22 protein-coding genes are annotated in these 25,677 nt (G+C 58.6%); 6 read left to right on the top strand and 16 right to left on the bottom strand.

Going from position 1 to position 25,677, the window contains the following annotated elements:
- Nucleotides 1-10 precede the first annotated feature (10 nt).
- The 3 genes from PVA48_RS01020 to PVA48_RS01010 all read right to left on the bottom strand — a co-directional run bounded on the left by PVA48_RS01020 (nt 11) and on the right by PVA48_RS01010 (nt 3,778).
- Nucleotides 11-1,657 (bottom strand): GspE/PulE family protein, encoded by a 1,647-nt coding sequence (locus PVA48_RS01020; RefSeq protein WP_022396635.1) that lies wholly within the window; start codon nt 1,655-1,657, stop codon nt 11-13.
- A 211-nt stretch (nt 1,658-1,868) separates the two neighbouring features.
- On the bottom strand, nt 1,869-2,879 hold the full coding sequence (gene dusB, locus PVA48_RS01015; RefSeq protein ID WP_102726974.1) for a tRNA dihydrouridine synthase DusB: 1,011 nt from the start codon (nt 2,877-2,879) through the stop codon (nt 1,869-1,871).
- Nucleotides 2,880-3,262: 383 nt separating this feature from the next.
- On the bottom strand, nt 3,263-3,778 hold the full coding sequence (locus tag PVA48_RS01010) for a YlbF family regulator (RefSeq protein ID WP_022396637.1): 516 nt from the start codon (nt 3,776-3,778) through the stop codon (nt 3,263-3,265).
- 318 nt (nt 3,779-4,096) lie between these two features.
- Here PVA48_RS01010 and PVA48_RS01005 point away from each other — a divergent pair, with 318 nt between their 5' ends.
- The 4 genes from PVA48_RS01005 to PVA48_RS00990 all read left to right on the top strand — a co-directional run bounded on the left by PVA48_RS01005 (nt 4,097) and on the right by PVA48_RS00990 (nt 10,997).
- Nucleotides 4,097-5,578 (top strand): glycosyltransferase family 39 protein, encoded by a 1,482-nt coding sequence (locus tag PVA48_RS01005; protein WP_215709548.1) that lies wholly within the window; start codon nt 4,097-4,099, stop codon nt 5,576-5,578.
- Between the two features lie 984 nt (nt 5,579-6,562).
- A complete protein-coding gene (locus tag PVA48_RS01000) occupies nt 6,563-7,786 on the top strand; it encodes a hypothetical protein (protein WP_423232097.1) in 1,224 nt (407 codons plus the stop codon).
- A 149-nt stretch (nt 7,787-7,935) separates the two neighbouring features.
- Entirely contained in the window at nt 7,936-9,675 is a 1,740-nt protein-coding gene (locus tag PVA48_RS00995; protein ID WP_423232096.1) for a hypothetical protein, read from the top strand.
- Nucleotides 9,624-10,997 carry an autotransporter outer membrane beta-barrel domain-containing protein gene (locus PVA48_RS00990; protein ID WP_423232095.1) on the top strand — a complete coding sequence of 458 codons (1,374 nt, stop codon included), beginning with the start codon at nt 9,624-9,626 and terminating at the stop codon, nt 10,995-10,997. Before PVA48_RS00995 ends, PVA48_RS00990 begins: the two co-directional genes overlap by 52 nt.
- Here the strand turns inward: PVA48_RS00990 and PVA48_RS00985 are convergent.
- The 10 genes from PVA48_RS00985 to PVA48_RS00940 form a co-directional block, all read right to left on the bottom strand.
- Nucleotides 10,994-12,322 carry a pyridoxal phosphate-dependent aminotransferase gene (locus PVA48_RS00985; RefSeq protein WP_423232094.1) on the bottom strand — a complete coding sequence of 443 codons (1,329 nt, stop codon included), beginning with the start codon at nt 12,320-12,322 and terminating at the stop codon, nt 10,994-10,996. The genes PVA48_RS00990 and PVA48_RS00985 overlap by 4 nt on opposite strands.
- Nucleotides 12,323-12,493: 171 nt before the next feature.
- Nucleotides 12,494-14,059, bottom strand: a complete 1,566-nt coding sequence (gene murJ, locus PVA48_RS00980; RefSeq protein WP_102728263.1) for a murein biosynthesis integral membrane protein MurJ — start codon at nt 14,057-14,059, stop codon at nt 12,494-12,496.
- A gap of 51 nt (nt 14,060-14,110) precedes the next feature.
- The gene (locus tag PVA48_RS00975; protein ID WP_423232093.1) at nt 14,111-15,163 is read right to left on the bottom strand and encodes an adenylyltransferase/cytidyltransferase family protein; all 1,053 of its coding nucleotides are present in this window, start codon (nt 15,161-15,163) and stop codon (nt 14,111-14,113) included.
- Nucleotides 15,164-15,313: 150 nt separating this feature from the next.
- A complete protein-coding gene (locus PVA48_RS00970; protein WP_249852994.1) occupies nt 15,314-16,078 on the bottom strand; it encodes a superoxide dismutase in 765 nt (254 codons plus the stop codon).
- A 96-nt stretch (nt 16,079-16,174) separates the two neighbouring features.
- On the bottom strand, nt 16,175-16,408 hold the full coding sequence (locus PVA48_RS00965) for a hypothetical protein (RefSeq protein WP_423232092.1): 234 nt from the start codon (nt 16,406-16,408) through the stop codon (nt 16,175-16,177).
- On the bottom strand, nt 16,384-17,634 hold the full coding sequence (locus tag PVA48_RS00960; RefSeq protein ID WP_423232091.1) for a glycoside hydrolase family 10 protein: 1,251 nt from the start codon (nt 17,632-17,634) through the stop codon (nt 16,384-16,386). The genes PVA48_RS00965 and PVA48_RS00960 overlap by 25 nt, the downstream gene beginning before the upstream one ends.
- 105 nt (nt 17,635-17,739) lie before the next feature.
- The gene (gene larB / locus PVA48_RS00955) at nt 17,740-18,495 is read right to left on the bottom strand and encodes a nickel pincer cofactor biosynthesis protein LarB (RefSeq protein ID WP_022396648.1); all 756 of its coding nucleotides are present in this window, start codon (nt 18,493-18,495) and stop codon (nt 17,740-17,742) included.
- The gene (larE, locus tag PVA48_RS00950) at nt 18,492-19,307 is read right to left on the bottom strand and encodes an ATP-dependent sacrificial sulfur transferase LarE (RefSeq protein ID WP_423232090.1); all 816 of its coding nucleotides are present in this window, start codon (nt 19,305-19,307) and stop codon (nt 18,492-18,494) included. Before larE ends, larB begins: the two co-directional genes overlap by 4 nt.
- Nucleotides 19,279-19,734, bottom strand: a complete 456-nt coding sequence (gene larC / locus PVA48_RS00945) for a nickel insertion protein (RefSeq protein ID WP_423232089.1) — start codon at nt 19,732-19,734, stop codon at nt 19,279-19,281. The genes larE and larC overlap by 29 nt, the downstream gene beginning before the upstream one ends.
- Nucleotides 19,728-20,498: a LarC family nickel insertion protein gene (locus PVA48_RS00940; protein WP_423232088.1), complete on the bottom strand. Its 771-nt coding sequence runs from the start codon at nt 20,496-20,498 to the stop codon at nt 19,728-19,730. The genes larC and PVA48_RS00940 overlap by 7 nt, the downstream gene beginning before the upstream one ends.
- A 267-nt stretch (nt 20,499-20,765) precedes the next feature.
- On the opposite strand from PVA48_RS00940, the gene PVA48_RS00935 reads away from it, so the two are divergent.
- Nucleotides 20,766-21,710 carry a polyprenyl synthetase family protein gene (locus tag PVA48_RS00935; protein ID WP_180970945.1) on the top strand — a complete coding sequence of 315 codons (945 nt, stop codon included), beginning with the start codon at nt 20,766-20,768 and terminating at the stop codon, nt 21,708-21,710.
- A 413-nt stretch (nt 21,711-22,123) separates the two neighbouring features.
- Here PVA48_RS00935 and PVA48_RS00930 read toward each other — a convergent pair whose 3' ends face one another.
- Nucleotides 22,124-22,588 (bottom strand): hypothetical protein, encoded by a 465-nt coding sequence (locus tag PVA48_RS00930; RefSeq protein ID WP_423232087.1) that lies wholly within the window; start codon nt 22,586-22,588, stop codon nt 22,124-22,126.
- Nucleotides 22,589-23,144: 556 nt separating this feature from the next.
- Here PVA48_RS00930 and PVA48_RS00925 point away from each other — a divergent pair.
- Nucleotides 23,145-23,702, top strand: coding sequence for a pentapeptide repeat-containing protein (locus PVA48_RS00925; RefSeq protein WP_022396653.1), 558 nt, complete (start codon nt 23,145-23,147; stop codon nt 23,700-23,702).
- A gap of 106 nt (nt 23,703-23,808) precedes the next feature.
- Here PVA48_RS00925 and rsgA read toward each other — a convergent pair whose 3' ends face one another.
- Nucleotides 23,809-24,864, bottom strand: a complete 1,056-nt coding sequence (gene rsgA / locus PVA48_RS00920) for a ribosome small subunit-dependent GTPase A (protein WP_022396654.1) — start codon at nt 24,862-24,864, stop codon at nt 23,809-23,811.
- Nucleotides 24,861-25,640: a class I SAM-dependent methyltransferase gene (locus PVA48_RS00915; RefSeq protein ID WP_102728266.1), complete on the bottom strand. Its 780-nt coding sequence runs from the start codon at nt 25,638-25,640 to the stop codon at nt 24,861-24,863. Before PVA48_RS00915 ends, rsgA begins: the two co-directional genes overlap by 4 nt.
- Nucleotides 25,641-25,677 lie beyond the last annotated feature (37 nt).

Raw genomic sequence — 25,677 nt, 5'->3', positions numbered from 1 at the left:
CGGGGGAAAATCAGTTGGCGTCTCCCATGGTGACGTTCAGCACTTCTTCCGGAGAGGTGAGGCCGGCCAGCACCTTGCGCACGCCGTCCTCTCTCAGGGTTCTCATGCCCAGTTCCCGGGCGCGCTGGCGCAGCTGGGGGGAGGTCAGGTTCTCGTTGATCATGCGTCGCACTTCGTCGTCGATCTCGAAAATTTCAAACAGGCCCATCCGTCCCTTGAACCCGCCGCCGCGGCAGAAGTCGCAGCCGTGGGGGGCCTTGATCTGGCCCGGAGTGAGACGGGACATGTCAATGTTCAGCGTATGCGCCTGCTTTTCCGTCAGCACGCCGTCCACCTTGCAGCGGTCACACAGCTTGCGGACAAGACGCTGGGCCATGATGGCCCGGACAGAAGAGGCGATCAGGAAGCGTTTGATGCCGATGTCCGCCAGACGGGCCACGGCGCTGGGGGCGTCATTGGTGTGGAGGGTGGAAAATACCAGGTGACCCGTCAGGGAGGCGTTGATGGCGATGCTGGCCGTCTCCATGTCTCGAATTTCCCCGATCATGATGATGTTGGGGGCCTGGCGGAGCATGGCGCGCAGGGCGGCGGCAAAGGTCATGCCGATGTCCGCCTTTACCATCACCTGGTTGATGCCGGAAAGTTCGTATTCCACGGGGTCTTCCACCGTGATGATCTTTTTATCCGGGCGGTTGATGTGGTTCAAGCACGCGTAAAGGGTAGTGGTCTTACCGGAACCGGTGGGGCCCGTTACCAGGATGATGCCGTCCGGAAGAGTGATGAGGCGGTCGAACACGGCTTCATCATCCGAGAAGAACCCGAGCTGGGGGAGACCCAGCACCAGGGCTGACTTGTCCAGAATACGCATGACGATGCTTTCCCCATGGTTGCTGGGCACGGAAGACACGCGGAGGTCAATCTGCTTGCCGCCGATGTTCATCTGGATTCGGCCGTCCTGGGGCATGCGCTTTTCCGCGATGCTCATGGTGGTGCTCATCACTTTGAGGCGCGCGATGATGGGGCTGAGCAGCTTCTTGGGATGAGTGGCCACCTCCACCAGCTTGCCGTCCACGCGGTAGCGGATGCGGAGCCGGTTTTCCATGGGCTCAATGTGAATGTCGGACGCCCGCATCTTGAAGGCGTCCGTCAGCATCTGCTGCACCAGGCGGATGATGGGCGCGTCTCCGTCGTCCCCATCCAGGCCGGCGGCGTCTGCCGGAACGGTCAGGTCACGGTAAAATTCTTTCAGGCGGCTTTCCACCGCGCTGTGGGTGGCGACGCTGAAAATCACGTCGCGCCCCATCAGTTGGGGCAGGCTGTCCATGGTTTCCAGATTCAGCGGGTCGTCAATGGCGATGTTGACGGAAAAGCCGTCGTCGGAAATGGGGATGGCCCGGAAGCGCCTGGCGAGCTCCGGCGTGATGAGTTCGCGCACCTCCTGGGGAATGTGCATGGAGCCCAGGTCCACGACGGGCAGCAGGGATGTGGAAGCCGCCACCTGCGCGATGACGTCTTCTGTAAGATAATTGGCCTGGATCAGGAAATCGACCAGGTCCTGGGTGGGAGATTTTTGACTGCGCGCGTATTGAAGAATCTCTTCATTCAGATAGCCGGCCTGCGTAAGAAGTTCGATGAGATATGATTCGTTGGAGTACACGTCGATCTCTGGAGTCTATGGTTGGAAGTCTGCCGAAACGGGACGGCAGGATACTCCCCTATTTCTGACAGGTTCGAGGCGTAAAGTCAACTTAGCTTCCCTCAAAAGGGCATTTTTTTTCAGGTGCGGAGGGGGAAGGGGAAGACGGCCTTCCTCCCATGCCGCTTGCCGGGCCTGCGGAATCTCCCGGAGGGCGGGATTTTTCCCGCTCTCAGGAGCGCCGGCGGGGAAGGGTGGAAAGCAGGTCTTCCAGCTCCGCCATGCTGGAGACGCGAGCCAGGCGGGAGCGCATTTCCTTGGCTCCCGGAAACCCCTTCGTGTAAGCCAGAATGCGGGACCTCATGTGGCGCATGGTGTGGAGTTCGTCCCCGTAATGGCGGGACTCCAGGGCCATCCGGGCATGACGCAGGATCAGGTCCGTCTTTTCCTGCGGATCCCTGGCCGGAGGCATGGCGCCGTGCAGCAGATAATATTTGGCGTCTCCGAAAATCCATGGATTCTCCATGGCCGCCCGGCCAATCATGACGCCGCTGACGGCTGTGTTTTCCTTCACGTACGCTACCGCCTGCGGGGTGGAAATATCCCCGTTCCCGATGACCGGCACGGACATGGCCCGTGCGCATTCGTCAATGATGTCCCAGTTGGCCGTGCCGGAATACTGCTGGGAACGGGTGCGCCCGTGAATGGTAATCATGGAAATTCCTTCATCCTCCAGCAGGCGGCACGCGTCCATGGCGCACAGGCTCTGGAAATCCCAGCCAATGCGTATTTTGGCCGTGACGGGGATGCGGTCGCCCACGGCTTTCACCACGCCTCCGGCCACGGAGGCCAGCAGGGGAAGGTCTTTCAGCAGGGAGGACCCTCCATTTTTGCCCACCACTTTGGGGACCGGACAGCCGAAGTTGATATCGATGAAATCCGGTTTCTCATGGTCCAGGATTATTCTGGCGGCCTCTCCCATGTGGTTCCCGTCCGCGCCGAAAAGCTGAATGCCTATGGGGCGGTGCGCGTCTTCTATCTTCGTGTACCTCCGGTTTCTCTCCCATGCCTGGAGAATGCCTTCCGCAGAGACGAACTCCGTCACCATGACGTCAACCCCCAGTTCCTTGCAGATGGTGCGGAAAATGGGGTCCGTTACTCCGGCCATCGGAGCCAGGAACAACGGGAAATCCGTTTTGATAAACGGCAGGGAAGCGGAAGCTGGGCGGTTGGAAAAAGTCATGATTCCTTAGAATGAGGCTAACATGGGCCCATCTCCCGTTCAAGCGTCTTGCCCGTCCTGATGAAGAAAGCGGGGTGGGGAAAATGCAGGCGGCGTGCAAATGCGGCCCTCTTTTGAAAAAGCCTTTATGGAACGCCGCAGGCTTCTGCGGCATCTGAGAGAATATGCGGTCATGGGCCGCAATTTTTGATATTGGTTCGCTGGCGCTCAGTTTTTCCGGTTGCCGCAAAGGCTTGTGAAGCCCCTGACGGTTTTCAGGCCAGGGCGTGTGCCGGACTGGATACGTACATGTCCTGGAAGGGCGGCGTTGACGCATGCCGTCAATGAAAAACGGCTTCACCTGGGAGTGAAGCCGTTTGACGAAAGGTTGAAAGATCGCTTTTTTAGTGGTTGCCGCAGCCGCAGCCCCCGTCCTTGTGATCGTGGTCGTGGTCGCAATTGCCGTCGCAATCGCAGCTTTCCTTGTCGCAGCTGCCGCCACAGGAGCAGGAAGTCTGGGCGCTCATGGCGCGCTGCCGGGCTTCCTCGATTTCTTCCGGAGTGGGCGCACGGCCAAGGTCGATGGACATGCCCAGATAATGATTGATGGTGTTCAGGAGTTCATCGATGGTCTGGCGGGCTTCCAGGAAGCCGCGGGCGGCATCGTTCTTGACAACGTTTTCACGCAGGGTATCGAACTTGGAGATTTCCTCTTCCGTGGGGGGCATGCCGGCCAAGTGCTTGTTGCGCAGTTCTTCTCCGTAGGCGTTTACTTCTTCAAAAAGCTTGGTTGCCTCCGGATTCTGGAAAAAGAGGCCGATTTTTGCCTTGGAGGCCACAACCTGGTCTTCCTTGGCAAGCAGGTTGCAAAGGGCTTCCGTGGCGGCGCGCAGGTTGTCATTGAGAACGGGGGTATTCATATAAGATTCATTTAATCATGCCTTTCCGGACAGGGCAACCCGGTTGCGAGGCATGGCGTACATTTCCGTGTCACGGCCTGTTGCGGATTACAAATCCGAAGTCAATACTACTTTTTCATATCAAATGCATTTCTCCAACTCTACCCATTATTTCCCCGGATATTCTTAACAAGAAGAATATTTGTTAGAAATTGTCATATATGCTTGAATATGATGAATATTCTTCTTACATTCGCATTGTTGCCTATCTAGTTCGGATTTGTAATCCGCACAATCCCACTTGTTGCTACCCAACCTATGACAGGGAAAAATGATTCCATGGCTATGCTGGGGTGGAAAATCCCGCTGACGCTTCTTATCTGGTCCGTTATCGTGATTGGAGCGTGTTCGGATACCTCTCCCTTGTACTCCTTTTATCCATCTCCGGACCCTTCCATTTTTTTCATGTTCGGGCGGGGGCTGCTTCACGGGCTTCTCCCCTATGTGGAAATGGCGGACAGCAAGGGGCCCCTGCTGGTTTGGATTTATTATGCCGCCGCGTGGATTGACGGGCATTCATTTGCCGGAATATTCCTCATTCAGTGCGTAACCCTTTTTACGACGCTTCTGCTGGCTTGCGGGACGGCGCGTTTTTATCTGTCACAACGCGGCAGCCTGCTGGCTTCCATGCTGTTGTGCCTGTTTCTGTTTGATTCGTTTCCCTTCCAGCGCGGGGGAGGGGTGGAGGAATTGTGCTGGCCGGGGATGGCGGCCGTGGTTTACGGGCTGGTCCGGTATTTCCGGATGCGGGACAGGCGCAGCCTGCTGTTTCTGTTCGGCACGGCCGGGGTATTTGCCGGGGCAGCCTCCATGATGAAGTTCTCCATAGCCTTTCCCGTGTGCGCTTTAGGCGGGGTTCTGTGCCTGTGGCTGTGGTGGAACGGGCGGAGAAAAGAAGCGGCGGTGGCTTTAGGGGTGGCGCTAGCCGGCTTCCTGGCCGTGGTTGTCCCCTGTTCGGCCTGGCTGGTATCCAACGGTGTTTGGAAAGAAGCGATGAATGAGTACCTGTTGTGCTCCGTGCGTTATGGAACGGTGTCCCAGGATACCACATGGTGGGCCAGGCTGCTCAGGCCGGCTCCGGTCCGCTGCCTGTCCGACGTACTGATGTGGGTGGCCGTCATCTGGGCTCTGGCGATAGCGGGCTGGCGTCAATTAAAAACGCAAAAGGCGCTCCTCTTTACGGCCCTGCTGTATATCTTCTTCAAGGTGGAGATGTTCAGCGTGTACAACTACTATTACAATTCCATCCTTTCACCCATGATGATCTGGGTGACTATCTTCTTTGTGGCCCGGGCGGAACGGCGCTTTTCCCTGTGCATGCCGCGGATGGCGGCCGCAACGCTGGCAATCGCCTGCCTCACGGGGACCGGAGTGGCTGCCGGGCTGACGGGCGCCGTCCGGAAAGGAGACTTTGTCTGGAATGGCAGGGAGTTTTATTCCCCCGCCGTCCGGGAACGGCTGGCCTCTTTTTCCGAAGCCTCCGTCCTGTATCTGGGCTGGCTGGACAGGGGCTTCGGCATTACCTGGGACTGGAAGCCGTGCGGAAGATACTGGTTCCTTCAAAACTTCCCGTCGGAGGAAATGGTCAGGGAGCAGTATGATTACATTGAGCAGGGTATACCGGACATCATCCACACCAGTTCACGGGATGATGATTCTTTTCTGCGGCAGCACGGCTATAAGCCTTTGATGCCGGAGCTGGACGGGGGATTCTGGTGCCGGGTGTCACAGGGGGACGGCGAGCCTTCCCCCGAAGAATAAAAGGACCGCTCCATGAATGAGGCGGTCCCTGGAAAGTGGGAAGTAGCTGAGTCGGCGATTAGTGCGCCTTGCAAATTCTTCGAAGCGGTCCAGCGCTTCCTTCAGCACGTCCGGCTTCTTTCCGTATCTTGTCTGCATTCTGGTAGAACGGGATAATTTGTCCTTCAATCCATCAGTTTTTTGAGCCGGGGAAGCTCCGGTTCTGCAAAGAACGGTCTGTCTGAATAGGCTGAATGGGGAATGACTTTTCTTCCCCTGCTTCAAAAGAAGTTCACATTGAGCAGCCGGATTCCAATGTTGCGAACCTTTCGGAGCTCCATAACCAGTTTGATGAGTTCTTCGTTGATTTTACGCTTAGGGCTATGGCGCGGCCGCCGGGTTTGCGCTGTAAGTCCTTCTTTCCCTTTTGCTTTCATTTTCATTGTTTCTTTCTGCCTCAGTGTTGAAGCGATTTCTATGAATCTCACAATCAATTATTTGTATCAAAATCGGATTTCCAATCCGGAGACAAGCTATAAATTTGAAAAAAAGCATTTAATACAAAATTATTTGGACCATAGACAGAAAATTTGAATGGACGGAAGACGTGCATTCGGGAAAGAAACAGATGGGAATTTTTCTATTCTTCCTGTTGCCATCAGGATTTTTCAAGGAACCAAAAAGCTTGTCGTCAAAATGTTATAGGTTAGTTGCATTGATATTATTTCCCGTTCCAGGGATGGAGCCTTCTTTCAAGCCGTTGGCGCATGGGCCCTGTCTCCGGATTGGAAATCCGCTAATTTGCATTCATTCCCTACTGGAAAACATGACATTTATATCCATGAACCATTCAGCGTCACGATTTTATCTCCTGCTAAACTTATCCTGTTTTGCTGCGCGCGCAGCTGCCGATTCCCCAGTCATAGCCTAATATAGCCTTTCAAGCGTATAACTTCTGAAAATTGCTCAAAATCGACTAATCCGTTTCCAAATCCATTCAATACCATGAGACTACATCTTCCTTCCTCTTTGCTCCGCTACGTGCTTGCGAGCCTGTTCATCTGCACCTTCCCGGCCGCATCCGGTGCGGACTACACGGTGAACAACACCCAGTCCGCCATGCCGGGCAGCAACCTGTACGGCACATTGGAAGAATTGAGGGCGTCCGGTTTGCTGCGTGCCAACGACACGGTTGTCCTGCATAACGACGACTCCACGCTGACAGGAGGCCTGAATCTTCTCATTAACGTTCAGTCCGACAACACGGCGGCAGCGCGCACGCTGGATCTGGCTGGGCTGGGAACAACTCCCATGTTTTTCCTGAAGAAAGGAGACCATGGCGCTGACATGAATTCCATCATCTGGGAGAATGCGGGCAACCGGGTTCTGCGTGTGGAGGGATTTGGCAGCAATGCCACTCTGAATCTTACCGGAGCGGTCACGTTCCGCAACAATACGGGAATCTATGATGATTCCACCGCTCCGGGCGGCGGCGCGATTGCCATTCAGGGTCAAGGTCTCGCTTCAGTCTCGCTGGATGACAATGCCGTTTTCACCGGAAATTACGCATCTTCCGCAAGCGGAGAGGTTAGAGGAGGCGCAGTTCTGGCGTTCTCCAACGACGCCCGGATCACTCTGGGCAACGGCGCCGTTTTCCATGCCAACCATGTTTTGGCGTCAGACAAAGCAGGCGGCGGGGGCGGCGCAATGTTTACCAAGGGCGGTTCCTCCTCCATTGAAATAGGTGATGACGCCACATTCACGGACAACTATGTCCAGGCTGGCAAGTCCAGCTACGGAGGAGCGATAGGCGCCGATAGAAACGCCACCTCCATTACCCTGGGAGACCGCGCGACTTTCAGCGGCAACCATATTTCCACCTCGGCAGACGGAGCAGCCAGTGAAGGGGGGGCGATCAGCACCTACATCACGATTAGAGACGCCTCCGTCACACTGGGAGACAGAGCCGTCTTCACCGGGAATTACATCTTGGCCGCCGGAACGGGAAAAGGGGCCGGCGGGGCGGTTGCGGTGCGGGCAAATGGAGGCCCTGCATCCCTCACCGTTGGGGCGGGTGCAAGCTTCACGGGCAACTATATCTCCGCGTCATCCGGTGACGGAGGTGCCATCTGGATGTCTTCAGGGGGGCCTGCACTCTGGGAGCCAACGTTTCCTTCACCGGAAATTACATTCAGGCGTCTTCCGGAAGTGGCGGAGCGATTTACCTGAAGAATCAGCAGCTGACCATTCGGGACGGGGCGAATTTCACGAACAATTACGCGCCCACGGCAGGGGGAGCCATCCTGATCAACAATTTCGGCACCAACGCCGCCCAGCAATTCCTGGCGCAGACCCACGACGTTCTTTTCAGCGGCAATATGACAGGGGGAACCTTCACGCGCAACGATAACGGAACGTTTACCGTAGACGGGGGAACAGCCAACGCCATCCATGTTGAAAGGTTAGGCTCTTTGCAGTTGGCGGCCGGAGAAGGACGGAACATCCAGTTTGACGACCCGATCACCTCAGGAACGGACTACGCAATAACGCTCGCGATCAACCGGTATACGGATGACAATGGGACTGATCACGACACCTCCGGCACGGTCGTCTTCAGCGGAACACGCTATCAGGGTACGGACGCCCATCTGGTTGCCAGCCGTTACAACAATTTCCGGGGAAAAACCACTGTATACGGAGGTACGCTGGAACTCAGGGACGGGGTCGTTTTCGGCCGCACGGGGAGCATGACGGACACGGGAACCTCCTTTACGCTTAATGCCGGAGCCACTCTTCGAAGCAAAGGCGCCGTCAGCGAGATCAATGCCGCCTCGATCGTTCTCAACGGCACGGTAGACACCGAAGGCACGCTCCTGCTGAACGGAAACGTCACAGCTTCCGACGCAATGCTCAAAACCGGACAGGGAGTCCTTGACCTGAGGAATACCGGAACCAATCTGTTCACGAACGGAGTTGCGCTCAACGAAGGCAGCATCCTGATTAACGACATGGAACAGATTCGGACCGGCTCAGGCGCGTACATCACAGGTTCCGGCACACTGGACATCCGGTCCGCAGGCACCGTAACCCTCCCGGATTCGCTGGCCGGATTTGGCGGAACCATTGCCCTGACTGATACCCGGCTCCGTCCGGACGCCACAGGACAAACCGTGCTCGGCACCGCAACCCTGCGGCTCGGAAGCGGCTCCGAACTCTCCGTCGCGGAAAATTTTTCCATCAGCAAGCTGCATCTGGCCGGAGGAACGCTTACCGTCCAGGTGGATGGTGACGCTTCCCGGCTGGAACACCAGCTCTCCGTCTCCGGCAGTCTTGACATCACGTCGGCATCCACGCTGGCCGTCTCCGGTCTGAAAGACAGTCTGGACCACATAGCTCCCCAGCCGGGCTTCCTGGACCGCGATCTTCAGGAACTGGCTCTGGACGGCACCATCAACGCGGACGCCCTGCTGGTGGTACAAGCCGGGAACGTCGCGAATACAACTCTTCTGGACTTGGTGGATGCCGATACGGGCGAAGCCATCACCGGCGGCGAGGAACGCGAAGTTACCTATCAGGATACCGTTACCGCGACCTACAGCTACATTGCCGTAGCCGGCACCAATGAGCACAGCGGCCAGACGGGGATCCATCTCACCTACGGACTCAAGGAATTGAACATCCATGATGGGAAAACCTGGGTTCTGGACGCTCCGGCCGATCCGGACAGCGACCGGACGCTCATCGCCCGGATTACAGGCGGCGGCGCGCTGCAGCTGAATAGTGACGCGGCCGGCATCACCATCACCTCCGCCACGAGCCACACGGGGGAACCCTCATCAATTCCGGCCTGGTCACTGCCGGAGCGGACAACCTCTTCAGCGCCGGAATCCTGGAGGTCAAGGAAGGTACAACATTTGACACGGCCGCCACCGCACAAACCAACAGTAAAGGGTTTATTCTGCAAGGCTTGCTCAAGGGCGGCCAGGCATTCTCCAACACGGACGCCATGTATGTCTTCACCAGCGCGCAGGTGGAATCGGCGCTTGCCAACACCGGAACGCTCCTATTGGCCAATACATCGGGCACAGGGCAGGACTTCCAGCTTTCGGGAGGCCTGAAGGGCGACGGAGGGCATGTAGCCTTTGAAGGAAGCGGCCGTGACACATTGAAGCTCGGCTCCCTCTCCGGATCGCAGGCCTTTACCATGAACATCAACCTGGCCGCCGGAACAAGCGACCGCATCGCCATCGCCGGGGAGGCTTCCGGCACGCACACGGTTCATTTCATCCTGCAAGGCGGCATTCCCTCCTCCCCGTCCTTCATACACGACATGATCACATGGGACAGTCTGGCGGAAGACAGTAATGCGGCAACGCTCTTTACCGGAACGCTTGATGCGGGTTTTTACTCCTACGGCCTTAAACTCAACGCAGCAGGCAATGGATACGACCTGTCGCCGGAGGGCTACAACAACCTGGGCGGCGTACTGCTCAATGTGCTTGGCTGCATGAGTACGGGATGGTTTGAACAGCTTGACACCCTCTCCAAACGCATGGGAGAGCTGCGCATGGGAGCGGACTTTTACAGGCAGCAGGACCAACAGGCCAGGAACGCCGGAGAGGCGCCCAGGGGGCACTACTGGGCGCGCACGGCTTCCGGACGCACGGACACGGACCTGGGCATCGCCGGAGTATGCGGCTTTACGGAATACCAGTATGGGGCGGACAGCGGCGCGGACTGGATTGTTGCATCCGGGAGAAACAGCATGCTGGCTGCCGGTCTCTTCGGAGGATATCGCCGGAGTGACCGCCGCTTCCATGACGGCTGGGGAAGCAAGGGCAGCACGGACAGCGGTTACGGAGGCCTTTACGCCTCATGGCTGCACAGCAGGGGGTGGTTTGCGGACGCGGTTCTCAAGGGAATGAGCTACAATGCCGCATGGAGCGCGGTCCAGCCCGGGGGCACGGAACGTGGCGGCTATGACAACTGGGGATTGGGAATGAGCATGGAAGCCGGGCGGCAGTGGAGCAGCGCCGGAGGATGGTTCCTGGAACCCTCCGTGCAAATCGCATGGCTCCATTCCGGTTCCACGCATATCGTCACGAACCAGGGCCTGGAGGTGGCGGGAAGCGCAGCCGACGTCTGGCAATTTGCCGGACGCCTGCGAGCCGGACGCACATGGAGCGTCAACGGAGGCAGGCAGCTGGTGCAGGGCTACGTGAAAACTGGTGTTACGCAGCAGGCAAGCAATGGCGGTGAAGTAAAGGCCGCCGGCAATCAGTGGCGTCCGAATACGGATGGAACCCGCGGCATGGTTGGCTGCGGCGTAGCATGGCAGCTCAGCGCCCGCGATCAGGTGCACCTGGACTACGAATATGTCTACGGAGACAAATATGATCGTCCCTGGACGATCAATTTGGGATATACGCGGAGCTTTTAGGCACAAAGGAATTCATATCTCTTCCTCCACCCGGCAAGTTCACTCTTGCCGGGTGTTTTGTTTCTGCCGGTCCTGCCGGAAAGTCTTCTCATGAGGAATAAAAAAGACCGCTTCATGAATGAAGCGGTCCTGAAGATTGGAAAAATCAGTATTTGACGCTTAGTGCGCCTTGCAAATTCTTCAAAGCGGTCCAGCGCTTCTTTCAGAATGTCCAGCGTGGTGCAGTAGCTGATGCGGATGGCCTTGTCATTGCCGAAGGCGATGCCGGGGACGGCTGCCACCTTGTAGCGTTCCAGAAGCTTGTCGCACAGGTTCAGGGAGGTGAGCCCCAGCTTGCTGGTGTCCACAAAGAAGTAGAAGGCTCCCTGCGGTTCCACGACGCTGACGTTCGGGATGGCGTTGAGGCGGGAGAGGACGTACTGGCGGCGCATGTCGTATTCGTCACGCATGTCGCTGATGAAGCTCTGGTCTCCCGTGAGGGCCTCAATGCCGCCGTACTGCGCGAAGGTGCAGACGTTGGAGGTGGTGTGGTCCTGAATCATCTGGATGGCCTTGGCAATGGGGGCCGGAGCGGCGGAGTAGCCCATGCGCCAGCCGGTCATGGCGTAGCCCTTGGAGAAGCCGTTGATGGTGATGGTCAGGTCGTACAGTTCCGGGCTCAGGGAGGCGATGCTGACGTGCCTGGTGTCTCCGTACACGAGGTGTTCGTAGATTTCGTCAGCCAGGATGAGGATGTCTTCGCTCAGGGCCACTTCTCCCAGGGCGCGCAGTTCTTCTTCTGAATAAACGGCTCCGGTCGGGTTGTTCGGCGTGGTGAGGATGACCATCTTGGTGCGGGGGGTCATGGCTTCCTCAAACTGTTCCGCAGTGAGCTTCCAGCCGTTTTCCGGCGTGGTTTCCACGATGACGGGAATGCCGCCGCACATGCGGACCATTTCCGGATAGCTGACCCAGTACGGGGAGGGGATGATGACTTCGTCTCCCTCGGAGACGGTCGCCATGATGGCGTTGAAGCAGGCGTGCTTGGCGCCGGCGCCCACGGTGATCTGGCTGGGATCATATTCCAGATTGTTTTCCCTCTTGAGCTTGTCGGCAATGGCCTGGCGGAGTGCGGGCAGACCGGCGGAAGGGGTGTACTTGGTAGCTCCGTTATTCAGGGCCGTGATGGCTGCCTGCTTGATGTTGTCAGGAGTGTCCATTTCCGGCTCACCGCCTGCCAAACCGTAAACTTCTTCACCGGCGGCCTTCATAGCCTTGGCCCGGTTGGTCACCTTGAGGGTCAGGGAAGGGGTCAATGCAGCAATGCTGGGGGAAATCATGTCCATTGTTGTGGTGCGATCGTAGAATTTTGATGCCCTGGCGGAAAACAGGCTATTCCCCGCACAGGCGGAAAAACTTTACTCACTGAGCGCACCCCTGGCAAGGAGAATGCTTGTGAAGACCATTCTTTTTCTTGCGGAGAGCGCGCCTCCCCTCGCGGAAGGGAAGTTTCAATGTCAGCGTTTCATGAATTTGGCCCGTACCGCGTCCAGTTCCGGCGTCTTGAACAGGAAGGCCGCCGCCAGGTAAACGATCCCGGCGCAGCCGCAGACCAGGGAGATGCCCAGGAGCCTGGCCGGGAAGGACCAGTCCAGAAAGCCCTGGAGGAACCACGTTTTACCCGCCCAGCACACGGCTCCCAGCAGGACTCCCGCCGCCAGAATGCGGCCCAGGCCAGAGAACAGCGTCCGTCCGTCCACGCCGCCCAGCTGGCGGCGCAGGTAAAGGAAGTAGAAGAGGAAGTTGAAGGTGGTGACCACGGAGGTGGTCAGCGCCAGCCACGCCGCATTTTTATGCAGGCCGTAGACAAAGTAGTAGTTGAGGCCAATGCTGATGGCCAGCGCCACGGCGGCGGCGATCAGGGGAACCCAGCGTTTTTCCAGGGCCAGGAAGACGGGCTGCACCACCTTGGTCCCGGCGTAGCCCAGCAGGCCCAGGGAGTAGGCGCCCAGCACCTCCCCGGTATAGCGCACCGCCTCCTGGTTGAAGCGGCCCCACTGGTACACGGAGGAGACGAATTCCGTTCCCAGGATGAAAAGGATCAGGAACGCGGGCACCGCAAAAAACGCCACCAGCCGCAGCCCTTTGGCGATGTGGGCAGCCACTTCCTTCCTGCCGTCTCCCACCATCATGCGGGAAACCGCGGGGAGGACCACCATGCCCGTCGCCACGCCGAAGAGACCCACGGGAAGCTGCCAGAGGCGGAACGCCGTGGTCAGGGCGGTGACGGAGCCTTTCTGGAGGTCCAGGGCGAAACCCGTATTGATGAAGATGGTGAACTGCGTGACGCCGGAAGCCAGCACGGAGGGAAGCATCAGCCCCCAGATTTTGCGCACGCGGGGATCGTCCCAATGGAAGTTGGGCTTCCACCGGAAGCCGGTTTTGCGCAGCTTGGGGAGCTGCACGGCAATCTGGGCCGCCCCTCCAATCGTGACGCCGCAGGCAAAGCCGTACAAAGCCCTGGGGCCGAAAGTGGGGTCAATGAAGTATCCGATCAGCAGGCCGAACAGGATGGAGGTGACGTTGAAGGCGGCGGAGGCCAGCATGGGCAGCCCGAAGATCCCCACCATGTTCAGGGCCCCCATGACGAGGGCGGACAGGGAGGCGAAGCCGATGAATGGCCACATGATGCGGCTCAGGTCCGTGGCGAACAACTGGTCCGTCAGGGAATGGTCCCCGCTGTAAAGGGCCTCCATGACGGGGCCGGCAAACAGGATGCCCAGCGTCACGATGGCGACCATCAGCGTGGAAAGCTGGGTGGCTACCTTGTTGGTCAGCTCCCAGGCGGCCGCGTCGCCTTCCGCCTCCCGTGTTTTGGAGGCTACGCTGGTGTAGGACTGGGAGAGAGCCCCTTCCGCAAACAGGTCCCTCAACAGGTTGGGGATTCGGAAGGCCGTATAAAAGGCATCCAGCACCCCCGTAGCGCCGAACAGGGAAGTGTACACGATTTCCCTGGCCATGCCTGTCAGGCGGCAGGCAAAGATGGCGCCGGAGGCTACCAGGCTGTTCCGCATCAGGGACATGAAAGAGAAGGGCTTACTTGAACAGTTGGCGGCAGTACGGTTCCACGCGCTTCATGGCCGGATTGTCCTTGACGGCCTGGTCGCGGTCATCCCGGCAGGGGAAGAGATACAGGGCGTACCCTCCGTAGCCGCCGCCCAGGTATTTTTTGGCAAGGGCGTTCGGGATGTCCGGCAGGGGCTGCATTCCTTCGTCAAGCTGAACGCTGTAGTACAGGGCCACGCCTGCGGCCAGGGTGTTGATGTTGCGTTCCAGCACTCCGGTGCGGGCAATGAGGGAGGATTGGGAGATGCGCACGTAATCGCGCTGTTCGTCCGCCATTCTGGGAGTGTCGTGTTCCTCCCCGTGTACAGAATGGCCATTCTTCCTTCCAGGAAGTCGCCCGTGCCCTTGACGTCCAGCACGGGGGAACTGCCGGAACGCCAGACGCACAGCCCCGTTTCCGCAATGACGGCGGGGTCCTGCCAGCCGACGCCCAGAGCGAGTTCGGAAGCGACCGGGTCGCGTCCTTCCAGCATGGCCCACGCGCCGCTGCCGCCCAGTCCGGACCGCTTTTCATACGGCCATTCGCAGAGGGACACCATGGGGGTGATGGCGCAGTTGACCACATAGGAGCCTTTTCTGGCGTAGCGGGGAACGTCCAGCCATCCTCCGGCAAAGTCCACGCGGAGCGGCACGGTGGACGGGGCCTTGATCCGGTTCACCAGCATGGTGGTGGAAACGGGGGCGAATTTGGGAGGCGTCTTGGGAAGCACCACATAACTCGCGCCCACACGGGAGCACAGCTCCTTCTTGATGCCGCTGTAAAGGTCGTCCTCCGTCACGGCCAGGACGTCGGGCCTTTCCTGAAGAAATTCCTCTTCAAAGTCCAGGCCCTTCTTCATGCCGGTGCCCAGAATGACCTTGTCCACCATGCGCAGGCTTTCCAGCAGCACTTTCTTGTGTTCGTCCGGAATGGACGGTTTGCGCTGCTTGTGGTGCCACAGCACGGGTTCCGAGGCAAAGGAGACGATCAGATAGTCGCCCAGGGCCCGGGCTTCTTCAAAAAACTGGATGTGACCGGCGTGAACGATGTCATAGCAGCCTGAAACGAAAACTTTTTTCATGCGCGTGGTGATAGATAATTAGTCCACGGCAGTATGCCCTATTGCTCCGCCGGATGCAAGAGCCGGGTGGAAGTACGCCAAAAAACGGCACGGACCTTAGAAGGCCCGTGCCGTTGAAGAAAAAGAAAAATCAATGTCTGCCGGAACCGGTCAGGACGCCATGGCTTCCTGGTAGCGGCGTTCCACGTCGTCCCAGTTGATGAGGCGGCAGAAATCTTCAATATAATCCGCCCGGAGGTTCTGGTGCTTCAGGTAATAGGCGTGTTCCCAGACGTCGCAGACGAGGATGGGGACGAGACCGGGAATTTCCAGGTTCTGGTGCTTTTCCGCGCCGCAGATCACTAGCGTCTTGCTCATGGGGTCCACTCCCAGAATGCCCCAGCCGGAACCTTCCACGCCCTGGGAGGCGGCCTTGAATTCCTTCATCATGGCTTCCAGGGAACCGAATTTTTCCTTGATGGCGTCCACCAGGGGGCCCTGCGGTTCCTTCTTGGGATCGGGCGTCATGTTGGTCCAGTAAATGGTGTGGAGGACGTGGCCGGAAACATTGAAGGACAGGTTGCGCACCCAGTTGGTAGTGGCGGAGGCGTCCAGCTTGCCGTCCGCGATTTCACGGAGCTTTTCAGCCGCGGCGTTCGCGCCGGCGACGTAGGCCGCATGGTGCTTGTCATGGTGGATGCGCACGGTTTTTTCATCCAGCATGGGTTCCAGTGCGTCGTAGGCGTACGGAAGGGGCGGTAACACGTACTTGCCGTCGGCATAGCCGACCGTGGAGGGATCTTGCTTTTTAGTCATCTTGTGCTGTGGTTGTATAGACGGCCCTGTTGCCCGGGCCTGGCTGATTGTTCCCAGCGCCGCCAATGAGGAAAGGGCGATGAAACGCCTTCTGTTCATGTCCGCGCCACGGGAATTCATGGAAGTTTGGACATGGATGGATTTGGAGTTGTTCAAAAAACTTAGAACATCGGGCATTTTTTTCCTTTCCCGCCGGAGGCTGCCGGAAAAAGCTTCCTACCTTCTGGCCGCCGCGGCGGGGCCCTGGGCTCCGTAGGCGCTGACGCCCCTGACGGCGACGGACCCGGCATCCCCCAGGAAGGATTTGGGCAGCGTCACGCGGGTCTGGCTGCCCGGCAGAAGGATGCGCGTGGCCCACTGGCTGCCGTAGCGCGCCTGGACGGCCCATTTCCGGGAGGGATTGCCGGACGGCTGCCAGGAAAGGGTTACGGTGGAACCGTTGTCCGCCACGTAAAAATTTGCGGCTGGCCTGGCGTTCCGGTTCCGCACCAGGGCATGGCGGGAGGGACGGCCATGGAGGGATACAGCCTGTTCAGGTATTTCTGGATGCCTCCGGCATTCCGCATGATGGATTTGACGCTCCAGAAGCACTGCCCGGGGGCGCTTCTGGCCAGGGAGCGGGAATAGTTGACCTGCGCGGCTATTTCAGAGGCGGGGCGCCCCGGGTCTTCGCTGCTCATGATGCGCGCGGTGGCGATGCCGGGCCACACCGGGCGGCTCGTGTTCTGGGCGGCCCACCACTGCATCAGGACCGGAAAGCTCTGCTTGGCCGGGCTGCAGCGCCAGTAAAGCTGCGGGGCCAGGTAATCCACCCATCCGCGGGAAAGCCACTTGCGGGCGTCGCAGGCCAGGTGCTCGTAAGCGTCCACTCCCGCTTCAATGCCGCCGGGAACGCCCGGACGCCAGATGCCGAACGGGCTGATGCCCACGCGTACCCAGGGTTTGGAGGATTTGACGGACTTGTACATGTCATGCACGAAGTCGTCAATGCAGGCCCGGCGCTGGGAGGGAGACTTTCCGTCGCTGAAGCTGGCGGGGGACCAGGTGCGGCCGGGCGTGGGGTAGGGGTAGAAATAGTCGTCCAGGTGCACGCCGTCAATATCGTAGCGGCGCACGACGTCCAGGATAACCCTCATCGCGTGGTCACGGGAGGCGGAGGCGCTGGGGTTCATCAGCAGAACGGAGCCGTTGCGTTTCATCAGGTCCGGACGGGTGAGGGAAATGTGGTTGCGCCCCACGGCGTGCTTCACATTGGCCTTTGCCCGGAAGGGGTTGAACCAGGCGTGCAGTTCAATGCCGCGGCGGTGGGCCTCCTGAATGGCGAAGGCCAGGGGGTCATACCCCGGATTGACGCCGGGCCCGGAGAGCCACTGGCTCCACGGCTCCAGGGAGGACTGGTACAGGGCGTCCGCGTTCGGGCGCACCTGGAGAAAGACGGCATTCAGCTTCAACTGAGCGCAGGTATTCAGGATCGTCAGCAGCTCCGCACGCTGGGCAGCGCCGGAAAGGCCGGAACGGGAGGGCCAGTCAATGTTATGGACGGTGGAAATCCACGCCGCGCGGAATTCCTGCGGGGCGGCGGGGACGGATTCTCCGGAGGGCTGCCACCCCAGCGCCTGGGAGGCCAGGGCCAGCAGGGAGCAGGAAAGGGCATGGAAAAAGGGAAATCTGGTCATGATGGGATGGTGAGGAATGCTTCCGGGACATTTAACGCCCATTCGGTGAATCTGTCCATGGCGGATGCCGGCGGTTCCGTCATGGAAGGGCGGCGGCCGCGGCATTCAGCGGGGCCGGGACGCCAGGCTGTTGACCAGATGAGCGTTGAATCCGGCCCCGAAACCGTTGTCTATATTGACGACGGACACGCCGTTGGCGCAGGAGTTCATCATGGCGAGCAGCGTGGTTACTCCGCGGAAATTGGCTCCGTAGCCCACGCTGGTGGGTACGGCGATCACGGGGGCTTTTACCAGCCCGGCCAGCACGCTGGGAAGCGCTCCTTCCATGCCTGCCACAGCCACCAGCACGGTGGCCCGGCGGATGGAATCCAGATGGGAAACCAGGCGGTGCAGGCCCGCCACGCCGCAATCCCGGTACCGGAGCACCCGGCTGCCCAGGAATTCCGCCGTCAGGGCGGCTTCCTCCGCTACGGACTGGTCCGAGGTGCCCGCGCTGACGATGCCGACGAAGCCCTCCGTCTGCGGAACGGGGTTCGCCATGATGCGCATGAGGCGCGCTTCCGGGTGCATGTCCGCCTCCGGAAAGGCGCGGTTCAGGTAGTCCAGCGCCTCCACGTTCAGGCGCGTGGCCAGCACGTTCTGTCCGGCGGCAAGCAGGCCGCGGGCTATCTCTTCAATCTGGTCCGGGGTTTTTCCTGCGCCGTAAATCACTTCCGGGCATCCGGTGCGCTCCAGGCGGCCGTAATCAATATCCGTATGGGAAGATGCGGGCGCAGTGGCGGCCCGGATTTTTTCCGCCGCTTCCTCCGTGGAAAGGCGGCCTTCCTCAAGCTGATGCAGGATGGCGGTAATGTCATTCATGATGGTTCGTTCATGCTGCCTCTGGAATATCCTTCCAGGTCCAGGGTGATGTAGCGGAAGCCCAGCTCCCGCAGGCGGTGCGCTACGGGAGCGGCAAGCTCCCCGCTCCGGAACAGTCCGCGTTCCTCCTCCGGCAGTTCAATGCGGGCCAGGTCGTCCCCGTGAACCCGGACGCGGCAGCCTTTCAGCCCCAGGGAGCGCAGGAAGGCCTCCGCCGCATCCACGCGCCGCAGCAGGGATTCCGTCACGGGGCGGTTGTGCTCCAGCCGGGTCAGCAGGCAGGCATAGGCCGGCTTGCCGCTGACGGACTCCGGCAGGCCAAGTCCGCGGGCCACGCTGCGGATGTCCGCCTTGTCCATGGCGGCTTCCAGAAAGGGGCTCAGAATGCCGAGTTCCTGCAAGGCTTTGCGCCCGGGGCGGTAGTCGCCCAGGTCATCCGTGTTGGAGCCGTCTGCCAGCAGGGGAAAGCCCGCTTCCGCGGCTCTGGCAGCCAGGGCGGAAAACAGGGCATGCTTGCACAGGTAGCAGCGCAGTGGCGGATTATCCGCAAGGGAAGGCAGGATGGGGAACGCCAGTGTCTCCTGGCGAATGCCCAGGCGGCGGCACAGCTCCGCGCTGTCCCGCACTTCCTCCTCCATTACATAGGGAGTTTGCGCGGTCAGGGCCAGGCAGTGTTCCGGCCCCAGAACCTTGGCGGCAGCAGCCAGCAGCACGCTGCTGTCCAGCCCGCCGGACAGGGCGACGGCGATGCGCTCCCTGGGGAGCAGGACGGCGCGCAGCCGTTCAAACGGAGTCTGTGGAGGAGAAGTCATGGGAGGGGGTGGGGAAAAGCCCCATCAACTGGCACTGTTCCAGCGGCAGTCCGGTGTTTTCCGCCAGGGTTCTGCAATCTTCAAATTCCGCCTTCCGGTGATGGGGGCGTCCGTTCATGAAAGAGGTTTTTACATGCACCGTTCCGTGGGGAGTGCATACGGAGGCGCTCTCCCGGCGCAGGATGTGGCGGCACGTATCATGCTGGCGTATCCCCGGCGTGCTGCTGTGCAGGAAAAACGCTTCCCTCACGCGGTCCGCCTGTTCCGGCAGGCACAGGGCGCAGACTTTGACCGCCAGGCGCCCCTTCTTCATGCAGATGGACTCCTGCCAGGCGTCCAGCGCGCCGGCCTCCATCAGCTTTTCCGCCAGGTAGGCGGTCTGTTCCGGCGTCATGTCGTCTATATTGGCGCACAGCTCCGTCAGCAATTCCGGGAACTCTCCTGTTCCTCCGTTTCCACCAGCATCACCCGGAGGATATTAGGCAGGGGGAGCCCCTGGCGGTGGCCGATGCCGTAGCCGGTTCCGGTGATGCGGCCCGCCAGCGGGGCCGGGACAGGCCGCGCCAGGGCGGCAATATAAGCTGCTCCGGTGGGAGTGGTGGCCTCATGGGTGGTTCCGTTCAGGGTGGACTGGAAGCGGCTCGCCAGCAGGGCTGTGGCCGGGGCCGGAACGGGCATCGTTCCGTGCTGGCAGGTCACGGTGCCTGAGCCCAGTTCCACCGGTCCAGTGAAGACGGCGTCCGCCCGGAGCAGCTCCAGGCAGATGGCGGCCCCCGTGATGTCAATGATGGAGTCCACCGCTCCCACTTCATGGAAATGGACTTCCTCCGGCGTGGTGCCGTGCACCTGGGCCTCCGCCTCCGCCAGCAGGGAGAAAATGGAAAGGGCCGTCCGCTTTACGGCGTCTGAAAGGCCGCTTGCCCCAATAAGCCTGCGGATATCCGCCATGGTCCGGTGATGGTGTGCATGGCCGTGGCCGGAATGGCCTTCTTCCACCGTCAGTACGTCAATCCGCGTTCCCTGGATGCCGGACTGCTGCGCACGGCGGCATTCCAGTTTCCATTCCCCGTGCACGTGCAATTTGGACAGCTCCCGTTCCAGGCTTTCCCTGTCCACGCCCAAATCAATCAGGGCGGCCAGATTCATGTCTCCGCTGATGCCCGCGCTGCAATCATAGACCAAGGCTCTCATGATAGGCCAGTGTAGAAGGAAAACATCCCGGCTCAAGGTCAAAGTGAGCCTTATCTCCGCAGGGTTCCCGGCGTCCGGCAGCGCGGGTTTGGCTCATTGCCGCCCGGCCATGCAAAGATGGCCTGTGAAATACATTGCTAGAGAACTTCAAATATGCCACAATTCCTGCGGCGCTGACCAGCGCCGGCCCTCGTCCATATCATGTCCATCCCGTTCTTTTCGAAATTACGATCCCAGAAGCACTATCTTCAACTGGTCAAGCCGGAATTGAAGCAAGTTTCTGAGTTTGTGGAAGCCCAGGCATCCTGTTTTGACCCGGAAGTCACCGACTACATGGAAACAGTGTGCCAGTCCAAGGGGAAAATGCTCCGGCCGGCCCTGGTTCTGCTGGTAGCCGGCGCCACGGGCGGCATCAAGGAAGCCCACATCCGGCTGGGAGCCCTGCTGGAAATGGTGCATCTGGCCTCCCTCGTGCATGATGACGTGATTGACGAGGCCGACAAGCGCCGTGACGAGGCCACCGCGAACGCCCTGTGGGGCAACAGCCTGGCCGTACTGCTGGGGGATGTTCTCTTTTCCCATGCCATGGTGCTTGGTACCGAGTTCGGCAGCACGGAATTCTGCCGCAGGCTGGCGAACACCGTCAGGGACGTATGCCAGGGGGAAGTGGCCCAGTCCAGCCGCCTGTATGACCTGAGCATGACCCGCGAGGAATACTTTGAAATCATCCGGAAAAAAACCGCCTCCCTGTTCTCCGCCGCTACGGGCGGCGCGGCGTGGATCTCCGGAGTGGCCCCGGAAGTGGAGGAATCCCTTTACCAGCTGGGAGACCTGCTGGGGGTGGCCTACCAGATTTACGACGACTGCCTGGACATGGTGGGCGATGAAGACGATGCCGGCAAAACGCTCCACACGGACGCCACCAAGGGCAAGCTGACCCTCCCCATCTTCAACCTGCTGGAATGCGGGGACAGGAACGTGGAAGCCACGCTCAGAGACGCCATTGAAAACCGTGAAGTGGTGGATTACTCCGCCTTTCAGGATAACCCCGTTTTTGCGGAGGCCCTGGACAAGTCGATCCAGGTGGCTCTGGAGAAAAACGAGGCTGCCCGTGAAATCCTGTGGCTCCTTCCCCAGACGGAATACCGTGAGGCCCTGGCGGAAATGACCTTCTACATGGACGAGTTGCTCAACGACTGCCGTATCTCCTGAGCTTCATTCACATCCTTAAAAAAGGGAGGACGGTTTCCGGAAATGGACTTCGGCAACTTGTCTGGAATCCAGAACGCTGTTCACGAAGGCAGGCTCCGTGGCATTTTTTTAAACCGGGACCGTTTCCCAGGGCTCCTTCCTCATGAAACGGTCCCTCTATCCGGGCCTGCGTGCCTCCCTGCTTCACTGGACGGAAAATCCGTTTCCATGGGCTGGCTTTTTTAGAGCGGGAGACCGATGAAGATGCCTTGCAGGTCAGCAGGCGCAGCCTCTCCGGCGGCCTGGCGAAGCTTGTGCGGGCAGGATGGTGATGATTTGGTTCTGCAGCAACTACACTTTGGAGGCGCGCTGTGCTGTGATGTTATTGGTTTGCTGGAGGGGATAACACCCTTGATTGCTGTTACCGAGCTCATCTATATCAAATAACCGGTTTTCTCCCCAGTGCTTGGCGAGCAGTTTGGAGTTATCCGTTGTTGCATATCCGGCAATAACGCACCAATGTGCATGCGGAAGGTCCGTCCACTGGACGCCAGTCCGGGGAAACCGTGTTTTTCGTTTTGCTTATCATTGATAACTTGAAAAGGAACGAGGGCATACCCTCCCTGATCAATGGTGTCCCGGATGGTTTGTTCATGAAATAACTGGCAGGCGGCGGAGCAGCTTCCGTTGGCTCTCGCATGGATGAAACGGGCAAAATCGTGGGGATGGAAAACTTCCCCTACCTCGCTTAAACAGCCCTCTGCACGATTGGTGAGGGGATATTGAACGGCCAATTTTAAAAGCTCCATATTCGTCCATGCGGCATCAGGATTGAAGCAATTGAGGACATAGGAGGCTGCGTAAAAGCCGCAGGAGGGGTGGGACGTCTGCCGGTCCATCTCCTCCCGATAGGTATTGGGAACGGTACACATGACGTAGCCTGCGTAATGGGCTGAGGAGAAGGCGAGTATATTTTGGTTCCGTGTCATCTTGATTACCGGGGTTCATGGAGCCGGTGAATGAAGATATACGGCTGGAGGAAAATTCCGGAAAGGCTGGCTTGGCGGGAGGAGGCATCCGGTTTTTAAAAGGCGCCTAAACCATGTTGAAAAAGGGCGCCGTATTCAGGATTCGGGGTGTAGCGTTGGCTCGTTTGGAACTATACGGATGGGAACAGGTAGATAGCAAATGGAGAGGGGCAACGCGTTTTTTGGCGGCGGCAGGGAGCATCCGGAATGGTTTTATCTTTTTCCTCAGGCGTCAGCCGGGCCTGCGAGCATGCGCGGAGGCGGGACGGCTTGCAGACAGCCAGCTTCCATGCTAAAAGGCAGGGAAGGAAAGTAGAATAATTCGGCGGGTATGGAAGGAAAGTTTTCTCCTGCGTTCTGCTTCCCGGAAAACGGTGATTCCGGAACATTGAAGCAAACACGGAGCGGCAACTCCCATCAACATGATATGACTGAAAACGAGACCTTTGAGAAAGTGGATTTCCATGAAATGGAGCTGGATGATGAATACTATGATTGCGTATTCGTCGCGTGTGATTTTTCAAAGCTGGTCATCCGGAATACCGATTTTGAGAAGTGCGAGTTCAGGGCGTGCAATTTCACGCTGGCCAGCTTCAAGGGAGCCCTCCGGGATGTTGCCTTTGCCGACTGCAAGATGACTGGCGCAGACTTTACGGACATCGACAGGTTTTCGGACGGCCTGGTCTTTGAAAACTCGCATCTTGATTATGCCAGCTTTGTAGAAGCCAGGTTGCGGAAAACCGTTTTTCGCGGCTGCAAGATGTATGAGGGGTACTTCAATGACGCCGACATGGCGGAATCCGTTTTTGACCGCTGTGACCTGGAACGGGTTTCTTTCGTCGGAACCAATTTGGAGAAAGCCGATTTTTCAACCTCTTTCAACTTTTCGATCAATCCCGCCATGTGCAAGCTGAAAAAGGCGGTCTTTTCCCGGCATGGGCTGGAAGGGCTGCTCGCCCATCTGGACATTGACATCAGGGGATAGGAGCGCGGCCACGGTTTAACTGGAATACGGAATAGGCCGTTATAGCGGGTAAAACAAGAATGCGGGCATTCCCGTTTCAGGAATGCCCGCACCGTTTCAACGCAGGTTAGAATTTGGAATTCCGCTTCTTCACTTCCTCTACGAGTTTGGAAAGGGATTTTCCCTTTTTGCGCTTATCATGTTCCGAAGCGGAAAAGTATTCCGCTTCCCGCCGGAGCTTCAGATAGCTTTCATAAACCTCGCGGTCCAGCAGGCCGGTGTTCACTGCTTCCAGGACGGCGCATCCGGGCTCATGGATATGCCCGCAATTCTTGAAACGGCATGCCGCCGCGAAGTCGGAAATATCCAGCGCTTCTGCAAGGGAACCGGGCTGGCCGATCGCCAGGCCGAATTCCCGGACGCCCGGAGTGTCTATTAAAACGCCCGAACCGTCCATCAATACCATTTCCCGGCGGGTGGACGTGTGCCGTCCTTTGCCCGTGGAGGAGCTTATATGGGAGGTGGACAGGACCGGTTTTCCGCACAGCGCATTCACCAGGGAACTTTTCCCGACGCCTGAGGAACCGACAAACACCACTGTTTCCCCTTCCGGAATGGACTCCCGTAGCCGTAGAATCGACTGGGGTTCATGAATGCTTGTAAAAAATACAGGCATCCGGCGCTCCAGGTGTTTGACCTGTTCTTCAATGCCCTGCCTGTCAAACCCTAGATCGGCCTTGTTCAGCACCAGTACGGGTTTGATTCCCTCTTCCAATATCTGAACCATGAAACGCTCGGCTCTGCGGATATTGAAATTATCATCCAGGCTCTGGACAATGAATGCCTTGTCCACGTAAGAGGCGATGGCCTGCCTGTCGGAAACCGTTCCGCTTTTCTTGCGGTACAGGGTCCGTTCATGGGGCAGCACATCGACGATGATTCCTTTCGTTTCATCAAAGGGCTGGAAAATCACCCAGTCGCCCGTGCAGGGCAGTTCAAAGGCTGGTTTTTCATACATCATGTTTCCCCTTAATTCGCACTGGAACACTCCGTTCTCCGCCACGATCTCATAACACGTCCTGTGCACGATGGCGATGCGGCCATGGGGCAGGGCGCTGTACGTAGATTCCCGTTTGAGCCGGCTTAACTTCTCATTCCAGCCGTAAGCATTTAAATGAATCATTGTTCCATCTTTTTTGCGATGTAAAACACGTAGCCGTAGAATTCCTTGTACCTGCGGTATAATTCCTCTTCATGGCGCAGGGATGCGACTAATTCCGCGGCGGCTTCATTTCCCGGATATTGATGAAGGAACATTTCCTGCACGGGAACCTGCGGAGCGTAATAATGCTCCGTCCAGCAGCTTTCCGGCAGAATGAAGGAAGCGACAGGCACGTACCCGGCCCTCTGTATCTGGGCTATCTTATTGGGTATGGTGTCTATCTCCGGATACATGTCCATCCAGAAGCGGTGAATCTCTTCCGGACGTTCCGCGGTAAACCACGAGCTTTCGGAAATGGCCAGGTAGCCTCCCGGTTTCAGGAACTTGCGCCATTCGTTCAGCCCCCGTTCAAAGCCGATGTTGTAAATGGCCCCTTCCGACCAGATCAGGTCCAGTTCTTCTTCTGCAAAAGGGAGCTTGTCCATGGAACCGACGATGCCTTCTACCCTGTCCTGCAAGCCTGACTGCGTTGCCTGGCGGTTGAAGATGCGGATGAAATCCGGGAACAGGTCAAGCCCCGTAACGCTTCCCTGAACATGTGCGGCAAGCGTCCTGGTCTGTCCGCCCGTGCCGCAGCCGAGGTCGGCGATGCAGGATTGTCCGGTCAGATTGTCAATGAAGCCGAGGGCCTTGAGGGTAGCCTCCGGGCTGCCGGGGCCCTGCCGTTCCAGGCGCGAGAAATATTCGCAGATGAAATTGAAATCGAATTCGTGAATTGTTTTGTTTTTATTACTCATTAATTTAGTAAATGTTGTATGCCATGAGGGCACGGCA

The sequence above is a fragment of the Akkermansia sp. JRP_AM1 genome (assembly GCF_049262625.1).
Lineage (GTDB): Bacteria > Verrucomicrobiota > Verrucomicrobiia > Verrucomicrobiales > Akkermansiaceae > Akkermansia > Akkermansia massiliensis.
Note: the sequence above shows the minus strand (reverse complement) of the source record. Positions and strands in the feature narration are given on the sequence as shown.

What these genes read in the sequence shown, in the direction of transcription:
- PVA48_RS00975 (WP_423232093.1), bottom strand. Translation starts at nt 15,163, where the DNA reads ATGAAAAAAGTTTTCGTTTCAGGCTGCTATGACATCGTTCACGCCGGT.
- murJ (WP_102728263.1), bottom strand. Translation starts at nt 14,059, where the DNA reads ATGTCCCTGATGCGGAACAGCCTGGTAGCCTCCGGCGCCATCTTTGCC.
- rsgA (WP_022396654.1), bottom strand. Translation starts at nt 24,864, where the DNA reads ATGATTCATTTAAATGCTTACGGCTGGAATGAGAAGTTAAGCCGGCTC.
- PVA48_RS00970 (WP_249852994.1), bottom strand. Translation starts at nt 16,078, where the DNA reads ATGAATTCCCGTGGCGCGGACATGAACAGAAGGCGTTTCATCGCCCTT.
- PVA48_RS01010 (WP_022396637.1), bottom strand. Translation starts at nt 3,778, where the DNA reads ATGAATACCCCCGTTCTCAATGACAACCTGCGCGCCGCCACGGAAGCC.
- PVA48_RS01005 (WP_215709548.1), top strand. Translation starts at nt 4,097, where the DNA reads ATGGCTATGCTGGGGTGGAAAATCCCGCTGACGCTTCTTATCTGGTCC.
- PVA48_RS00940 (WP_423232088.1), bottom strand. Translation starts at nt 20,498, where the DNA reads ATGAGAGCCTTGGTCTATGATTGCAGCGCGGGCATCAGCGGAGACATG.
- PVA48_RS01000 (WP_423232097.1), top strand. Translation starts at nt 6,563, where the DNA reads ATGAGACTACATCTTCCTTCCTCTTTGCTCCGCTACGTGCTTGCGAGC.
- PVA48_RS00985 (WP_423232094.1), bottom strand. Translation starts at nt 12,322, where the DNA reads ATGGACATGATTTCCCCCAGCATTGCTGCATTGACCCCTTCCCTGACC.
- PVA48_RS00960 (WP_423232091.1), bottom strand. Translation starts at nt 17,634, where the DNA reads ATGACCAGATTTCCCTTTTTCCATGCCCTTTCCTGCTCCCTGCTGGCC.
- dusB (WP_102726974.1), bottom strand. Translation starts at nt 2,879, where the DNA reads ATGACTTTTTCCAACCGCCCAGCTTCCGCTTCCCTGCCGTTTATCAAA.
- PVA48_RS00925 (WP_022396653.1), top strand. Translation starts at nt 23,145, where the DNA reads ATGACTGAAAACGAGACCTTTGAGAAAGTGGATTTCCATGAAATGGAG.
- PVA48_RS00915 (WP_102728266.1), bottom strand. Translation starts at nt 25,640, where the DNA reads ATGAGTAATAAAAACAAAACAATTCACGAATTCGATTTCAATTTCATC.
- larB (WP_022396648.1), bottom strand. Translation starts at nt 18,495, where the DNA reads ATGAATGACATTACCGCCATCCTGCATCAGCTTGAGGAAGGCCGCCTT.
- PVA48_RS00995 (WP_423232096.1), top strand. Translation starts at nt 7,936, where the DNA reads ATGACAGGGGGAACCTTCACGCGCAACGATAACGGAACGTTTACCGTA.
- PVA48_RS00930 (WP_423232087.1), bottom strand. Translation starts at nt 22,588, where the DNA reads ATGGACCGGCAGACGTCCCACCCCTCCTGCGGCTTTTACGCAGCCTCC.
- larE (WP_423232090.1), bottom strand. Translation starts at nt 19,307, where the DNA reads ATGACTTCTCCTCCACAGACTCCGTTTGAACGGCTGCGCGCCGTCCTG.